The 16072-nt window shown below is 51.3% G+C and carries 11 protein-coding genes; all 11 read right to left on the bottom strand.

The genetic code is table 11. The features are described from left to right. Nucleotide 1: 1 nt before the first annotated feature. The 11 genes from B5D63_RS28545 to B5D63_RS28495 all read right to left on the bottom strand — a co-directional run bounded on the left by B5D63_RS28545 (nt 2) and on the right by B5D63_RS28495 (nt 15856). On the bottom strand, nt 2-2287 hold the full coding sequence (locus B5D63_RS28545; protein ID WP_078672271.1) for a TonB-dependent siderophore receptor: 2286 nt from the start codon (nt 2285-2287) through the stop codon (nt 2-4). 16 nt (nt 2288-2303) lie between these two features. Continuing rightward, nucleotides 2304-2999: an ABC transporter ATP-binding protein gene (locus B5D63_RS28540; RefSeq protein ID WP_078672270.1), complete on the bottom strand. Its 696-nt coding sequence runs from the start codon at nt 2997-2999 to the stop codon at nt 2304-2306. Between the two features lie 57 nt (nt 3000-3056). Next, nucleotides 3057-3401 carry a hypothetical protein gene (locus B5D63_RS28535; RefSeq protein ID WP_143313145.1) on the bottom strand — a complete coding sequence of 115 codons (345 nt, stop codon included), beginning with the start codon at nt 3399-3401 and terminating at the stop codon, nt 3057-3059. Between the two features lie 92 nt (nt 3402-3493). Beyond that, entirely contained in the window at nt 3494-5335 is a 1842-nt protein-coding gene (locus B5D63_RS28530) for a carbon starvation CstA family protein (protein WP_078672268.1), read from the bottom strand. Between the two features lie 164 nt (nt 5336-5499). Next, nucleotides 5500-6123, bottom strand: coding sequence for an AAA family ATPase (locus B5D63_RS28525; protein WP_200817116.1), 624 nt, complete (start codon nt 6121-6123; stop codon nt 5500-5502). After that, nucleotides 6083-6988, bottom strand: coding sequence for an ATP cone domain-containing protein (locus B5D63_RS28520; protein WP_078672266.1), 906 nt, complete (start codon nt 6986-6988; stop codon nt 6083-6085). Before B5D63_RS28520 ends, B5D63_RS28525 begins: the two co-directional genes overlap by 41 nt. 118 nt (nt 6989-7106) lie before the next feature. Further along, nucleotides 7107-7778: a GDSL-type esterase/lipase family protein gene (locus B5D63_RS28515; RefSeq protein WP_078672265.1), complete on the bottom strand. Its 672-nt coding sequence runs from the start codon at nt 7776-7778 to the stop codon at nt 7107-7109. A 19-nt stretch (nt 7779-7797) separates the two neighbouring features. Then, entirely contained in the window at nt 7798-9201 is a 1404-nt protein-coding gene (locus B5D63_RS28510) for a family 10 glycosylhydrolase (protein WP_078672264.1), read from the bottom strand. A gap of 55 nt (nt 9202-9256) precedes the next feature. Then, nucleotides 9257-10933 carry a DUF5018 domain-containing protein gene (locus B5D63_RS28505; protein WP_078672263.1) on the bottom strand — a complete coding sequence of 559 codons (1677 nt, stop codon included), beginning with the start codon at nt 10931-10933 and terminating at the stop codon, nt 9257-9259. 30 nt (nt 10934-10963) lie between these two features. Beyond that, complete coding sequence (locus B5D63_RS28500; protein ID WP_078672262.1) at nt 10964-12652, bottom strand: RagB/SusD family nutrient uptake outer membrane protein; 1689 nt, start codon at nt 12650-12652, stop codon at nt 10964-10966. Nucleotides 12653-12670: 18 nt separating this feature from the next. Continuing rightward, nucleotides 12671-15856, bottom strand: coding sequence for a SusC/RagA family TonB-linked outer membrane protein (locus B5D63_RS28495; RefSeq protein ID WP_078672261.1), 3186 nt, complete (start codon nt 15854-15856; stop codon nt 12671-12673). Between the last annotated feature and the right edge of the window lie 216 nt (nt 15857-16072).

Below are 16072 nucleotides of genomic sequence, written 5' to 3'. Positions count from 1 at the left end.
ATCAGAATTTATAGGTTACGTTAAACATCACATTTCCGGGCGTCCCGGGAAACAGGCGCAGGTAATTCTGCGCGCCTACCCAATACGTTTGATCGAAAATATTATTCACGTTTACCGCGAGCTGTACTTTAGACTGCGGCGGCGTGTAATAGAGGGCCACGTCTGCTACGGTGTACCCGGGAATAATAAAATCGCGCGTGTACCACGGAAGTTTAGAACCGCTGTATTGTACGCCGGCGCCAAATCCTATGCCCTGCAGTATTTTAATGCCCCGCATATTGTAGCGGGTCCATACGGCGGCGGCATGCTGTGGCGTATTCTGTACACGGGTGCCCATCAGTTTGGGATCGTTATCATCGGTGATCACGGCATCGATGTAGCTGTAGCCGGCATTGAACTGCCAGTTTTCCATCACATAACCCGAAGCCTCCACTTCAACGCCCCGGCTGCGCTGTGCGCCGCGTTCTATCAGTTTATTCACATCTACCGGGTCGTTGGCGTTCATCAACAGATTTTTCTGATTGATTTCAAAGGCCGCCAGGTTTACCTGGAGTTTGTCATTCAGCCAGCTGGATTTAACACCGATCTCTTTCAGATCGCTTTCCAGCGGTTTGAAGTTGGCGCCTGCCGGCGGTGGCACCACTACCAGCGTAGCAGTGTTGCCTTGCGGCTGATAGCCTCGCAGATAGGTGCCATAGACATTAATATGGGCCGTAGCTTCCCAGGTAAGGCCCACACGGGGAATCAACTGCTGATGGGATATTTTCGTCTGGCTGGCCTGTTTGTACTGGTTATAGTCTTCATACCATTCCTGCCGCAACCCAAGGGTCAGCAACAGTTGGCCATACCTGATCTGGTCCTGCAGCCACACGCCGTTGACAAGGTAATAAGCCGGTGGGATTTCATTTTTCGCAAAAATGTATTCATTCAGGTTGGCAACAAAATACCCTGGCCGTGCGAGGTCAAAATGCGACACGTTGGGAACAGGCATGGTCACCCCGTTGACGGTTTTAAGCAGGTAGAGGTCCTTTTTGGCCGGATCGTATCTGGCGGCTATAGTACCGTCTTTCAGGCGGTAGCCGGCGGCGGTGTTTTCGCCACCGCCTCTGAACTTACGGGTGTTGATCCTGTCGTAGCCCAGTACCAGCTTATGCTCCAGCCGACCGGTATGTTGTTTAACGGTGAAGTATATACTGAGATTGTCCGTGTTCCAGCGTTGCTGCCGGATAACAGCGCGCATACCTGCCAGCGTGGGGATAGCGGTACCGTTTTCATCCACCGCAAAGGCATTGGTGGTGCGGTGCTCCTGTAGGTCTTCATCCCAGGTTTGTTTCATGTAGGCTACGTTGAAGCCCACCTTCTCTGAAAAGGAATGTGAGAAGTTGGCCATCAGCATCAGGTCGCGGGTATTGAAGTGGTCGTTGCTACTGCCCATGTTAAAATTGATGCCGGTGCTGTTCAGGTCCGTTTTACCGGCAATAGCGCCGAAAATAGCCTGTCCCCTGTCGAGACGGGTATTGTTATTCGTCATTACCATCTCCACGTTCAGGCTGGTGCCTGCCGCGGGCACATATGAAAAGGACGGCGCTACCAGGAGCGCTTTCCGGTACTGCATGTCGCGGAAGCTCTTGCTGTCTTCATAGCCTACGTTGAGCCGGTACAGTAAGGTCTTTTCTTTGTTCAGCGGACCGGTAAAGTCCAGGGCGCCGCGAAGGGTGCTGAAGCTGCCTGCGGAAATACTGACTTCTTTACGGTTTTCTTTCAGTGGCTTTTTCGTGACCAGGTTAATGCTTCCGCCGGGGTCCACACTGGAAAACATAGCGCTGGCGGGGCCTTTGATAACTTCCACGCGTTCCAGGTGATTGGTCAGCGGCTGGGTAAAAAAGTACTGGCGGGTACGCATCCCGTTGATGATGGTACCTTCTTCGTTCTGACTGATGCCGCGGATGGCAAACTGGTTATAGAAGCTGCTCTGTGAAACGCCCGTTACCGTTTTAACGGCATCCGTCAGCGTAAAGGCCTGCCGGTCGGCCATCAATTCCTTCGACACCGTCGAGATGGCCTGTGGGATGTTCTTATTTAATGTGGCAATCTTGGTAGCAGAAAAAGAATAGTCGCTGAAATATTTACGGGTGCGGGTGCCCATCACTTCTACTGTTTGCAGTGCTTCTTTTGAAGTGGTGACAATAGTGGTGTCCGCCGGTTGCTGCGCATAGGCAGACAGTACGGACAAAAATCCCGCGCAGCATAAACCGGTCAGTTTATACTGGTATGGCAGTGTGAACATCTTCACGGAAAAGTGTTTAAATAGTTTGCAGATACAGTTGTTGCAGGTCGTTAGCGTTGATGTCGGCGGCTTTTACAGTGTATACCAGTTGTCCCTGGCGCATGATGCCAATGTGCGTTCCTAAAGTGACCGCGTTAAATATATCGTGCGTAGCCATGAGTACCGATTTCCCCTGTTTTCCCAACTGCAGCACCAACGTGGTAAACTCGTCCGTCGCTCTCGGATCGAGGCCACTGGTGGGCTCGTCCATCAGAATGGCTTTTGCGTTTTTGGCCAGGGCGATGGCGATGCCTACCTTCTGGCGCATGCCTTTACTGAATCCGCCCAGCGGCCGGTGATGGGCGTCTGCCTGTAAGCCGCATTGGGAAAGGAAAGCGGCGAGTTCATCTTTATGGCAGGTAACTCCCGCCAGCCGGCTGAAATAATCCAGGTTTTCCATGGCAGTCATCTGGCCATACAGCATCACCACCTCCGGGATATAGGCTATGTCCCTGCGGGTGGTTACAGCTCCGGGAACGACTTCCCTGCCGTTAACCAACGCGCGGCCGGAGGTGGGGGCGGTGAACCCCAGGAACAGGTTGATAGTGGTAGTTTTGCCGGCGCCATTCTGGCCGAGTAAACAAAAAACCTCTCCGGGCTTTACTTCGAGGTCCAGGTTTTGCAGCGCCTTAAAGGAATTATATTCTTTTGATAATGAAATAGCTTGCAGCATAAGTCTTGTTATGACACAGGTGAGTACATGCCCCATAGCGGTACAGGGCCGGTGTTGTCAATGAAATAAGGAGGATGGTACAAAGGTAGCTGCAAGGCCGGGGGGACCTTTGTTCGTATAGGCTAATGCGTAAGTAGTATACAACGGTGTGCAGAGACACTCAAAGGGAATAAAGTGGATGGTATTCAGCAGGGCCGGGAGCTGCCCCGGTAAGAGGAACGGCTCGTGGCCGTGGTGGTTGACAAGTTCGCAGATATGACATGCCTTTACGGAGGCATACACTTTTGCCGTCCCGTTCGTAATGGTGCAGTCATTCACCTTCCGGTAATGATGATGATGCAGCAGTCCCACTGCCTGCGGCGCTATAAATAATAGCAACAGCAGGAGCGCTCTTATTCTCATCAGCGATATGTCCCGGTTCCGGCGCATTCTGTGTAAACAGCCCGCAAATTATACAATAATTTTTAAATCGCAACATAGTTGCAATTTTAAAATTACCGTTCCACCAGTTCCTTCACCTGATCTCCATAGAAATCAGTTTGCACGGTATCTATTTTCAACAGCTTAAACCAGCGTTTAAAAGTATTGATGAAAACCAGCAGCATCAGCAGCATGGCCAGTATGGCCAGGACAGCCAGCAGATACTGCCCTTTGGGCAGATACACATGTTTTACCTGTTCATATCCTGCCCAGAAGGTAATGATGGCCATAAACACGCCTGGTATGGCGGCGCACAGGGCATACTTCTTTCTGTTCATGCGGATCAGCATGGTGGTACATACGATCAATCCGCAGGCGGCCAGCAACTGATTGCTGATACCGAACAAAGGCCAGATACTGCTGACGTTTCCAGTATATACCAGGTATCCCCAGGAAAAAGTAAACAACAGGCTGCTGATGATGATACCCGGCATCCAGTTTTTATCGTTGAACTTCGGGACCACACTGCCCAGCATTTCCTGCAGGAAAAACCTGCCCACCCTGGTACCGGCATCTATCGCCGTGAGGATAAATACCGCTTCAAACATGATGGCGAAATTGTACCAATACGCCATCACATTTTCCATGAAAGGAATCTTGTTAAAAATATGGGCCATTCCGACCGCCAGCGATACTGCGCCGCCGGTCCGGCCCTGCAGCTCCACGCCTATTTTCTGGCTGAAATAGTCCAGCTCTACCGCATGTAAGGCAGGGTTGTTGGCCAGGAAACCGGCATAAGCGTCAGCAGGGGTATTGATCGCAAAATAATCGCCCGGCGCCAGCGTGCAGGCGGCTATCAACGCCATCAGCGCCACAAAGCCTTCCACCAGCATTGCGCCGTAGCCCACAAAGAGTATTTCTCTTTCGTTGTTCAGCATTTTCGGGGTAGTACCTGTAGCAATCACCGCGTGAAAGCCGGAGATAGCGCCGCAGGCGATAACGATAAAGATAAAAGGCAGTACCGGTCCGCCGATCACGGGACCGCCGCCGTTCACAAAACTGGTGATGGCCGGCATCTGGATGGTGGGATGTACCAATATTACTCCTATCGCCAGCATAACGATCGTTCCTATTTTAAGGTAGGTAGATAAATAATCCCTTGGCACCAGCAGCAACCATACCGGCAGTATAGACGCGAGAAATCCGTATACCGTAATAGCGATGGAGATGGTCCCTACTTTCCAGTGAAACAGGCTGTTCAACGCTTCAAATTTCATCAGCTCATGTCCACCCACAATAGCAGCGATGAGCAGCACGCCTCCCAGGATGCTGGCGAAGGTCACGCTGTTTTTGCGGTAACGCATGATCAGGCCCATGATAACGGCGATAGGCATGGTGGCGATAACGGTGAACAAAGACCAGGAAGCCTCGTGCATGGCGCTGATACAGGCCAGCGACAGCCCGGCCAGCGTAAGGATCAGGATGAAGAGCACTGCCACGCCGGCTATCAGCCCGGTACCCTTACCAATTTCTTTTCCGGCAATGGTGGCCAGGCTCTGCCCTTTATGCCGCACGGAAGCAAACAGCACCACCATATCATGTACCCCACCCGCCAGCACGCAGCCGATTAAAATCCATAAAGTGCCCGGCAGGTAGCCAAACTGGGCAGCCAATACCGGCCCTACCAATGGCCCCGCTGCCGCGATTGCCGCAAAGTGGTGCCCGAACAGTACATTCTTGTTCGTCGCCACATAGTCTTTTCCGTCTGCAAACTCAACAGCGGGTGTCAGGTGTGCATTATTAAGCTGCAACACCTTATTGGCCATGAAGATGCCGTAGAACCGGTAAGCAATCGCAAAAATGAGCAGCGCCGCAAAGACAAGGGTGAGCGCATTGGCGCCGTTTAAAAAATCCATTGGTGTTCTAAAGTTTTCTTGATTGATCAACAGGTATTGACAAAGGCCGCATAAGCCTGTCATCTGACAGGACTTTAAGATAATACCGATTTTTTAAATCTAAAACAAAATCTCCTGCGGTAGCGCGATTTCCTGCTAACGCCAAGTGAAGCTGTACCTTCTATTTATTGTGGAATATTGTCCTGACTTTTTATCTCATGGCCTCCTTCATCGGAGCTGATATTTTTCAGAATAAAATCCACACGTTCTTCCGGCGGCATAACCGGTACCTGTACTACAGGGAAAGGCAGCGATGAATAAACGTCGATCAGGAGCTGGTGTATTCTCTTTTGGGCCTCAGCATCTTCACTGCGGGCATAATCATTCACTAACGGCAGAATATCGAGGATAAACACCTTCTTATAAGAGACGGTTTTTAAAGCATTCATTAGTTTTTCGTCAGGCTCCAGCCCCATGAAGCGATAGTAAGCCAGCGAATCAGGAACGGCCCTGTCAAGGAAAACGGTGTCGGCCGGAGACATCGACCGCTCCTGTTCAAGCTGCATGGCAAGCACTTTCTGTTGAAATTCCCGTTGGTTGCTCCTGATCTTACTGACCGACTTTCCACCAATGCGTTGTGTGTCTATATAGTGTCGGGCATGTTCAACGGTAACATGGTAATTTCTCCCGGCCAGGATATTGATAGTCGTGGTTTTACCGGAACCCGGACCGCCGGTAACCACATACCAGTTGGTTGATGACTGTCGATTACTCATGGATGCGATCTTTTGGAGTCTTTCTTTCATCATGCATGGTCATGTTTTCCCGGCAGATATTCACCGCCTCCTCTGTTATTCTTTGGGCCCGGGATGCTGAGACACCTATTTTCCCAAGCACTTCCGGAGCCTTAGCGAGTTCCTTGCACAATACAACATCTGCCGCCAGCAATTTTTCTTTTTCATCACGGCTGAGGGAAGTGATACACGTTACCGGATAAAGACCATTGGCATCGATCCTTTCCCGCAAGCTTTGCCCGGCCGGGAAGTTCCAGCTCATCAATGACAACCCTGAACAAGTGCCGTATTGCTCAGCGTCAGTAGTAAGGCGGGTATTGGTTACCAGCCACCCTTTAAACAATTGCACGTCCGTACCCTGCTGTGCCGGTAGTTTTTCCTCAATATCCCAAAAACGGGCACGCACATACAAAGCAGTTTTAACATCGCAAACCGTACCCGAACTACTGTGAAACTTGCATTCCATCATAAACAGGTCCTTTCCGTTTTCTGCTATCACGTCAACCTCATGTTTGACGCAATGCCCCTCCACCATTTGTCCGGTTACGACCTGATAACCAGCTGCCCTGAACAACGAAGCGATAAAACTTTCAAAAGGGAAGCCGGTAGGGCCAAGTTCCATAATGGCATTCTTGAGATGGTACTTACCCGCCGCAGGGCGTCTGCGCTTCTGCAGTTCATTAAAAACTATTTTATATAGTTTTTTGGTGGTGATGTTATCATACACCTTCTTCCCCACCTCTCCGATGATAGTATCCACCATGTCCGGAGCCGTCCCGGACCTTATTAAAGAGCGACGGATTTTATCTTCATCAAAGGGTTCGGTATCGCCATTGGCTTTGATGACCGAAATTATTTTGCGATCCTTCCGTTTCCGCATATTGATCTGCCTTCGTTTCTATATTAAATTTAATAAATATAGTTCAACGGGCCGGTAAGAAAGAATGACGGCAGTCAGGGAACCGGAATGATTGTCATCATCCTGCCACACCGCGGCATTAAATGAACCGCCCTTGCTTCAGCACCTGTACCCATTTCAGATAACCTTCCCCGGAAAGATGCAGCCCATCGTAGGTATAGCGTGCATCCATCTGCCCGGTGTTATCCAGCAGCGACGTATACACATCCACAAAGGTCACATGCTCCTCCGCCGCCATGGATTTGAGCAGGGTATTCAGCGCTATGATCTGTTCATTCGTACCGCTGTAATATTGCCGCCCGATAAGCTGGTTATTAATCGGCAACACACTCTGTACATAAATACGTGTATGGGGCGATGCCTGCTGCACTGCGCCGATGATGCGCCGATAGTTTGCTGCAATAGAAACTGCCGGCATCTGTTTGTTGAGATCATTGGTGCCCACGAGTATAAACAGTCTCGCCGGCCGATGCCGGGCCACCTCTTCTACCCGCGCCAGCAGGCCGTTGGTATTATCGCCGGCAATGCCCCGGTTCAGTATATTCGCTTTTCCAAGAAACTCACACCAGTCGCCCCATTGCGTAATGCTATCCCCAAAAAAGACGACCGGATTCCTGGCTACCGGTAGCTGCCGGAAATAAGCAGTACGGCTGTCATACAAATAATTATGATAGCTGGAATCCTGCGCCTGCAGCGAAATAATACTACCCAGGCATCCCAGCAACAGCAAAGGAATATTTTTAAATGTCATGGTGCAATATTTTACAGATCTATGGTTGCAGTCCGGCCTTTACCTCATCCCACAACGGCACACCGAGACGATTATATTGGGGCGCATACAGGTGCACGACATCAAAAATCATCACACCGGAGGTTTTGGATAAAATAAGCTTTATGGCTTTACGGATATCTGACTTATTGTTCCAGGGCGTGTTACCGGCATCAATACTGCCTACCAGCGGTACCCTGTTTTTGGTCACATAACGGCCGCCGTTCAGAGAGCCTTCCAGGCTCCACCAGTTGTAGGTCAATCCTGCTGTAGCCGGATTGTCGGCCAACATAATCTGTGCAAAGTAATTGCCTGTCATCAGCAGCCCCAGCTCTTCGGCATAACCATAGTCTTTCGTTTGAGGATAGGCCCAATCCATACGGATAACCGGATCATTGAACGGATCATATTGCTGGCTGGCCCAGTTAACCCCCACGGGATAATAATCGCCATACCAGCCCCCCACATAAGCACCGAACAGGGCATCGGCGCGGGTAGCCTTTATGGCGGCATGTGCTTTCTTCACAAAGTTGTAGATAACGCTCATGCGCCAGGCCAGCCAGCGTTTGTAGTATTTACCGGTGGCAGCGGGTGTCACCTGGCCATTTTCCTGTTTCCAGGAGGAAACAACATCTGTCGGGAAATTGATGAAATTGGCGTTCTGGTCATTAAAAACCGTTTTCAGGTATTGTACGAACTGTGTTTTACTGTAATCGGAGAAATCCGCGTCGATATTGGCGTAACGGGCATAATCAAGGATAACGCCATCAACTGCGTATTTCGTCACTATTTCTTTCAGGATATTGATGATACGGTCCTGTACTTCCGGATAAGCGGGATTCACAAACCCGGGCCTGCCGGTTTCCGTGATGGGTACCCGTTTGCCATTAACATCACATACAACCGACTGGTATTTGTTTTTAAAGGTAGCATCTTCGAAAACAGCACCGGATTTTCTATCGTTGTCCCCCTCCACGAAAGTCATCACCGAGGCGTACACTTTCATATTCCTCGCTTTGGCAGTCTTCACGATAAAGTCGAGATAATCAGCATTGGATGGCAGCGACTTGCCGTTACGACTGGCCACCTTGCCGGTAAAGGCACTGGGGAAAACGGTATGGCCGGAAGACTCTTTTACATCCACCACCAGGGCCGTGATGCCGATCTGCTGCAGTGTGTCCAGCGTTTTACGGATGGCCGGCGTATCATTGAAACGGCCATAGGTCCCGAACACGTTCGCGTTGAGGTCTATCCATACAATCGCTTCCTTTTTACCACCGGGCGTCACAAGGGTATCGGTGCCTTCTTCGGGGCCGGGAACGGGCGAGCTATCATTATTCTTTTTACACGCGGCCGCTGCCAGCAGCAGCAGCAACAATGCGGAAAAAAACTGTATTTTTTTCATAAGGCAATGCTTTAAAAAGCCGGCGCACAGGATGCGCTATGCGCCGGGCAGGTGATTAATAGGTGGTAAGTTCGTATCCGATGATCCCCACGTTGGTCAGCAGCATATAGATATAGGCGCTGGACCTGTCCGGGGCAAAAGACACACATACATCACCGGTACCGTTGCCGTTGTCAGCAGCGCCGGCTATCGTTTCCGAATTAAAGACATTAAATGCACCATACGCCGGGTTGGCGGGCGACATGCTCACGGCAGACGGATCGGTCACGTCAAAGAGCGCTATATTACCGTTATTGAGGCTCCAGGAATTGTATTTCAGCAGTGCCAGGTAGCTCGCCCCGTTAAAGTTGAAGTATACAGAAGGTGCATGAAAAATATAACCGGCGGCATCTGCATGGAAAGCTGCGACACGCGCGTTGCTGCCGCCATTGACCATAGCCACTTCGCTTCCGTAGTTCATGAAATAGGTGCCGGAGAAAGATACCGCTGTCGGCAAGGCGTCTGCCAGGTAGCCGATGTTGCTCGTACCTTTATAAGTAGCTACCACAGGTGCGGCATTCATATCCGGCGTATTGGCAGCGTTGACGATTTTTCCGTTATGAATACGCCACTTGTAAATGTCGGCTGTTTGAGACGCCGTCGCATAAATCACCGCATCTTTGTTTAAATCACCGTATATGCGTACCCGTCGGCCTATCCCGGCCCAGGCGGTCGTGTTGTTCCATTCCAGGATTTTTTCCGGCGCCGGGTCGGTGGCGTTCTTCCAGCGGTACAGCGTAAACTTATCGTTCAATGCCGCGAAGCTGGCGCCTACCAATGCTCCGGCCGTATCGTTCTGCATCTGGAAGGAATAGAAATTACCGGCAGGCAATGGCATATCCTGTACATAATTGCCGGTGGTGCGGCTAAAGAGGCGCAGCCTGGACGGGTTCGTGTTGCTGACAATCACCAGGTGATCACCGCTCACCGCCATACTGGTTTCTGTATAATTGGTGCTGATCCCGCCACCACCGGAAGCAGCGCCCAGTTTCACAAACAGCTTACGTGTAATACCAATGCCGTAGGGCTTTTTCACCGGTGGCATTACTTTCAGCGTATATTGTTTGATAATGCCGTCTATACTTTTTACGGTAAACGGTACAGGGTTGGAGAGGTCGACGGTCGCGCCGTCAGCCACCGAAGCAGTAGAATGGCTGTTAACAGTCACGCTGACCTGTGCCTGGGACACATCTACCCCGGGCAATACATAGAAGATGACATCATTATCTTTCACAACGGCCTCCACGGCTGTATTCACGCCATCCAGCAGGTAGTGCATGGTGGCGTTCTTCACGCTTACATCCCCCACTTTTTTCGCTACGACGACCAGTTTACTTTTCTGGCCGGTACCGCCTGTAATTTCCAGGCCCACCGGCTTCGACATATCCATGAGCGTACCGATGGCCGGGCGCATGACAGCATCCAGCGGCAGATTGGCCCTTAATATCAGCTTGCTGATATCTGTCTCATTATCTGATTCCACCGGGTAGAAATAAGGCACCTCAATGAAAGCGCTGTCTCTGGCAGCATTGTATACCGGCTCAAAAACAGCATCTTTTACGCCGGGCAACTCCAGCCAGATCGACTGAGGCTTGCTGTCTTCCTTCGGAAAGATGGCTTCAGGCTTGTGGCAGGACGTTATGGCCGTGAACAGCCCCATGATAACGGCGGGTATGATATATATGTTTCGCATGTACAGATCATTTATTGTTACGCATACTGATTACCAGCCCTGAATTTGTTTCATGGCGGGATTGGTCACAATTTCGTTTTGGGTGATCGGCAGATAGTAGAAAGAGGCCGGGAAATAACGGTTCTCTTTATCGCAGTCCACTTCCGTATAGTCGAATCCGTTACCATTAGAGGTCACCTTATGCCCGTGAAAACGTACATTGTTCAATACAATATGCGCTTTACGCCAACGGCGAAGATCCCAGTAACGGTGGCCTTCAAATGCCAGCTCCACTTTACGTTCATGCTCTATGGCGGCCATCATGGCTTCCGGTGTGGCGGCAGGCGTACCCGGCAGGTTCACCCGCGCCCTCACTTTATTAAGGGAATTTTTAGCATCTCCTATTTTGCCTAGTTTGGTCAATGCCTCTGCATGTATCAGTAATATCTCCGCATAGCGCATTTCTACCCAGGGCTGGTTACTGTTGAGCACCAGGATGTCGGTGTTGGTTTCATCCAGCATTTTACGCCGGTAGTAACCGGTGACTGTTTTACGTGGATCGGCGGTGACTTTAAAGTCGATGTATCCTTCCTTATCGTCGTCCGGTGTGGTATTGATGGTCCGGCCTTTCCAGGAGGCGCCGTTATAGATCATGGAAGCGTAGAAACGCGGCTCTCTGCCGGCATAAGGATCGGCTTTCATGTCCGCTTCTGACCAGGAGAATTTCCGGCCGTCCGCCATTTCATATTCATTTACCAGTTCAGCAGTGGGCACGCCCGTAGCGCCGCCGCCGGCCACGTCTGCCGGAGGCGCGAAGTAGAAGTCCAGCTGATGGGTAACGCCCGGGCGCTGGTAATACAAGGCGAAGATGGCTTCTTTGCTGTTATTGTTTGAAAACGCTTTGGCATAGTCGGCCTCCAGGTCATATATACCCAGGCCGATAACGGCGGCCGCGGCATCAGCGGCGTGCTGGTAGTATTCCGTTTTTTTGGAGGACGGTACGCCGGTAAGCGGGTCCTTATTGAACTGTTTGTTATCGTATTCGGCTATTGAAGCTGCGTATAACCATGCCCGTGACAGCAATCCGTAAGCGGCGCCCTGGGTCACCCTTCCTTTCTGCGCAGCCGGCCATTGTTTCGGCAAATGCTGCGCGGCAAAACTGAGATCGGCCGCAATGAAGTTCCACACGTCATCTTCGCTGGAACGTGCCTGGCTTTTATCTACCGGGAGCTTATCCATGATGATCACGCTCCCGTTGACACGCGCCAGCCAGAAGTAGTTGTAGGCCCGCAGGTAGCGGACTTCCGCTTCGAACTGCATCTTTTGCTGGTCGGTGAGTTTGGCATACAGCCGCATCCCGTTCAGAAATTCATTGATACGGCGGATGTTTCCATAAGCGTTGTCCCAGACAGAGATGCCCGGTGACGCGGCATTCACCTGTCCGGGATTATAGGCCAACCTGTTCACCGTCCCGTTGCCCATAGAATTGGAAGTATATTTTTCAATATCGGTAAAGGCATCTGTTGCATTGCTGTAGCCGATAGGAAACTGCCCGAAGGTATAAGGCTTAAACTGATCGTATAAACCGTAAACGTACAGGTCAACATTGGCGGCATCTTTCCAGATAGCCGCATCGGTATACCGGTCGCCGGGCATACCATCCAGTTTGCAGGACTGTACACCACCTGCCAGCAGCAACAGTAGTAAAGCGGTTTTTATATTAGCGCGTAATGTGGTCATAAGTAATAGCTTTTCCGTTTAGAAAGTAAGGTTAGCTCCGAAAGACATCATCTGTTGCTGCGGATAGAAGCCGTTGTTGGCATTGGGCATTTCCGGGTCCATGTACTTCAGATGATCGAAGGTGAGGAGGTTGAAGCCGGCCAGATAAAAGCGGCATTTTTCTACGTTCAGCGCCCTTAGTATCGACGCCGGCAAGGTGACGCCCAGCTGCGCGGATTTGAGCCGCACGTAAGCGCCGTTCCTTACCCATTGGGAGTTGGCCCAGCCGTTGTGGTTCGGAAATCCCGCCCTGTCGGCTGTTAAACGGGGATAACGCGCAGTGGGATTGTCCGGGGTCCAGGCCTGCTCTACCAGGTAGTAGGGGCTGTTGCCACCGCCATAAAATGGCCGGGTAAACGGTGTATTGTCATTGACGCCCCAGGTGCCGGAGGAGCCTTCGTATTCACCACCCAGCGACACGTCTCTCATTCCGGCGCCCTGAATGAGGGCAGAAAAATCGAAGATGCCATAACGCAGCTCCAGGTTCAGTCCATACATCAGCTGTGGAATGTTGCTGCGGCCCATATACGTAATATCGTCGGTGGTAATTTTACCGTCGCCATTGATGTCTTTATATTTGATGAACCCCGGTGCGGCGCCACCGCTGGGAGAAGAAGCCCAGTTATTCACTTCCTCCCAGTTCTGGAAGAGGCCTTCTGAAATAAAACCTTTCTTTTCGCCGATGCTTCTGCCCGGACTTCTTTGCCAGGCCGGCAACCCGTCGGGATCATTCTTCACCAGAATCTTGTTGCGTGACCAGTTGAGGTTACCGGTAACGGCGTAGTCAAATCTTGCATTTACCTTATGGCGGTGGGTCAGTTGCAGATCGAAACCTCTTACGTCGGCCATCCCGCGGTTGACCACCTGCGGGTAGTAGCCTCCCATAGAAGGGGGAAACAGGTTACCCTGCAGGTCCAGGATATCTTTGGTGAGCTTATAGAAATATTCCGCTGATACACTTAAGCCGCCGTGGAAGAAGGTAGCATCTACCCCTACGTTGGTATTATAGGCTTTCTCCCATGTCAGGAGTGTGTTGGGAATAGCGCCGGAGTAAATACCGGAAACGGCTTTATCGCCCACCACCATCACGGGTTTGGAAGACAGGGAGAACGTCTGAAGATATTGGTAATCGCTGTATCCCTGGTCATTGCCCAGCTTACCGTAGGAAGCTCTCAGTTTCAGGAAATCGACTTTTTCTTTCAGCTGGCTGAAGAAACCTTCTTCGCTGATCACCCAGGCGGCCGAGGCAGCCGGGAAGAAACCCCAACGGTTATGCGTAGGGAAGTATACAGATCCGTCGTAGCGGGATACCAGTTCCAGCAGGTATTTGTTTTTATAGGCGTAGTTGATCCTCGTCACGAGGCCGGCGCGGGCGTTGGTACCACTGTTGCCGGTAGGCTGTACAATGTATTTATTATCCTGGTCACGGAAATCAATTTCTTTCAGCTCAGTAAGGGGCAGGTTGGCGCCGCCGGCGGAGAAACCGTTGTTATCGCGGCGGGAGTATTCGTACAAGGCCAGCGCTTTGATGCTATGGTGGCCAATTTCCGTGCTGTAATTGATGCTGGGCTGAAACGTTTGCCGCGAGTTGTTGGCCTGTGACTGACGGATGGTGTTGATGGTGATTCCCGGTGGCGTGGATTGGTTCCAGTACCATCCGGTGCTGCCTTGTTCCCTTACCATCAGGGTGTAGGGCGCTGTCCATCCCCTGAATTCCTGGAAAGACTTGTCATAGGCCGCCATCAGTTTCAGGTCCAGTCCTTTTACATAAGGGATATGGGCGGTAAAGGTGATAGCACCCTGAAAGGTACTGGTAATGTACCGTTGCCAGCCCGAGTTTTCTATCGCCGCGATGGGGTTCACAATGCCGGAGTTGGAGCGTGTGGCGGCAGGTATATCATTGTAGGTGGCCGGGATGTTCGGCAATGTTCTCACTGCCTGGTAGAAGGGGTTCATGTATTCGCCGTCATCAGCAGGAATACCGGTACTGTTACGGGTTTCCTGGCGGGCGCCGAGGTCCAGCGCTACCGAGAGAATCTTATTTATGTTGGCATCAAGGTTGGTGCGCACATTGTATCGTTTGTAGTCGGAGCCCTTTACCACCCCTTCCTGGTCGAGGTAACTGGCATTGGAGAAATACCGTACTTTATCGGAGCCGCCTCTTACGCTGACGCTGTGGTGTTGCGCCATTGTTTTCCGGCCGGTGAGCATGCCGGTCCAGTCTGTGTTGCCGAGAAAAGGATCTTTATTGGTCCCGTTGCGCAGCGCAGCGATCTGTGCATCGGAATAGGTATAGGGAATAGGATCACCTCCCGTAGCGGTGAGGTAGTCGTTATCCATTTGTTCTCCTTTCTTCAGCCAGTACATATAGTCCGGCCCGTTCAGGAATTTAGGAAAGCGGGTGAAGGCAGTACGGGTCACTTCTCCATCGTAGGACACCACAGGTTTGCCGGAGGCGCCCCTTTTGGTGGTGACGAGTATGACGCCGTTGGCTCCCTGCACGCCGTAGGTGGCGGCAGCCGCAGCATCTTTAAGGATAGAAATGCTTTCCACTTCCGAAGGGTCGAGGTTAGCGAAAGAGCGTTGCACGCCGTCTACAATCACGACAGGACTGTTGTTATTGTAGGTACCTTGTCCGCGGATGAGCAGGGAAGCATCATCAAATCCCGGCCGGCCGGAAGTTTGTGTGGCCACCAGCCCTGGTAGCCGGCCTGCCAGCATATTGGTAAGGTTCATGGCGGGCGTTTTCTTCAGTTCAGCAGAAGAAATCTGCGCCACGCTGCCCGTCAGGGAAGACTTTTTCTGTGTGCCATAGCCTACGACCATGACTTCATTCAGGTCTTTTGCATTCTCTTTCAATACAGCATTTAAAGGTATTCCGGGTGTAGCCGCTACCGTTAGCGGTGCAAAACCGGTCATGGAAATCACCAGGGTAGCAGGGGCGTCGCCGGCATTGAGACTGAAGCTACCGTCTGCATTAGACACCATTCCTTTCTTTGTACCTTTTACGAGGATGGTGGCGCCCGGAAGAGCGTTCCCTTTTTCATCCCTGACGGTGCCGGTTACATTTTTCTGTTGCGCTATCGCCAGCGCATGCTGCATGACAAAGGCTATCATCAGCATCAGTGCGCGCCACATCAGCACATTTAGATTTGGTTTACTCATAACTTTTAATTTACAGGAAGGATACAAGCATTATTTATCTGTTAGTGTTTTGCTGATCTCAGGCTGTATACATTCGTGCAGGGAAGTCTCCACGCTGTTTACCGCCTTGTTGTTGCCATATTATCCGCTTATGCTGTCGCTCTCCGCTGGCAAAATGTTATCTAGTAGCGTTTTATGTATAGGGTGCCATTACTGACTTTATGCAATGCCGCCGAT

The organism is Chitinophaga eiseniae (assembly GCF_900167135.1).
Taxonomy (GTDB): domain Bacteria; phylum Bacteroidota; class Bacteroidia; order Chitinophagales; family Chitinophagaceae; genus Chitinophaga; species Chitinophaga eiseniae.
This window is presented reverse-complemented; position numbering and strand designations above follow the sequence as displayed.

Excerpts from the sequence above, each read along its gene's own strand:
- B5D63_RS28545 (WP_078672271.1), bottom strand. The coding sequence starts at position 2,287 with ATGTTCACACTGCCATACCAGTATAAACTGACCGGTTTATGCTGCGCG.
- B5D63_RS28540 (WP_078672270.1), bottom strand. The coding sequence starts at position 2,999 with ATGCTGCAAGCTATTTCATTATCAAAAGAATATAATTCCTTTAAGGCG.
- B5D63_RS28535 (WP_143313145.1), bottom strand. The coding sequence starts at position 3,401 with ATGAGAATAAGAGCGCTCCTGCTGTTGCTATTATTTATAGCGCCGCAG.
- B5D63_RS28530 (WP_078672268.1), bottom strand. The coding sequence starts at position 5,335 with ATGGATTTTTTAAACGGCGCCAATGCGCTCACCCTTGTCTTTGCGGCG.
- B5D63_RS28525 (WP_200817116.1), bottom strand. The coding sequence starts at position 6,123 with ATGATGAAAGAAAGACTCCAAAAGATCGCATCCATGAGTAATCGACAG.
- B5D63_RS28520 (WP_078672266.1), bottom strand. The coding sequence starts at position 6,988 with ATGCGGAAACGGAAGGATCGCAAAATAATTTCGGTCATCAAAGCCAAT.
- B5D63_RS28515 (WP_078672265.1), bottom strand. The coding sequence starts at position 7,778 with ATGACATTTAAAAATATTCCTTTGCTGTTGCTGGGATGCCTGGGTAGT.
- B5D63_RS28510 (WP_078672264.1), bottom strand. The coding sequence starts at position 9,201 with ATGAAAAAAATACAGTTTTTTTCCGCATTGTTGCTGCTGCTGCTGGCA.
- B5D63_RS28505 (WP_078672263.1), bottom strand. The coding sequence starts at position 10,933 with ATGCGAAACATATATATCATACCCGCCGTTATCATGGGGCTGTTCACG.
- B5D63_RS28500 (WP_078672262.1), bottom strand. The coding sequence starts at position 12,652 with ATGACCACATTACGCGCTAATATAAAAACCGCTTTACTACTGTTGCTG.
- B5D63_RS28495 (WP_078672261.1), bottom strand. The coding sequence starts at position 15,856 with ATGAGTAAACCAAATCTAAATGTGCTGATGTGGCGCGCACTGATGCTG.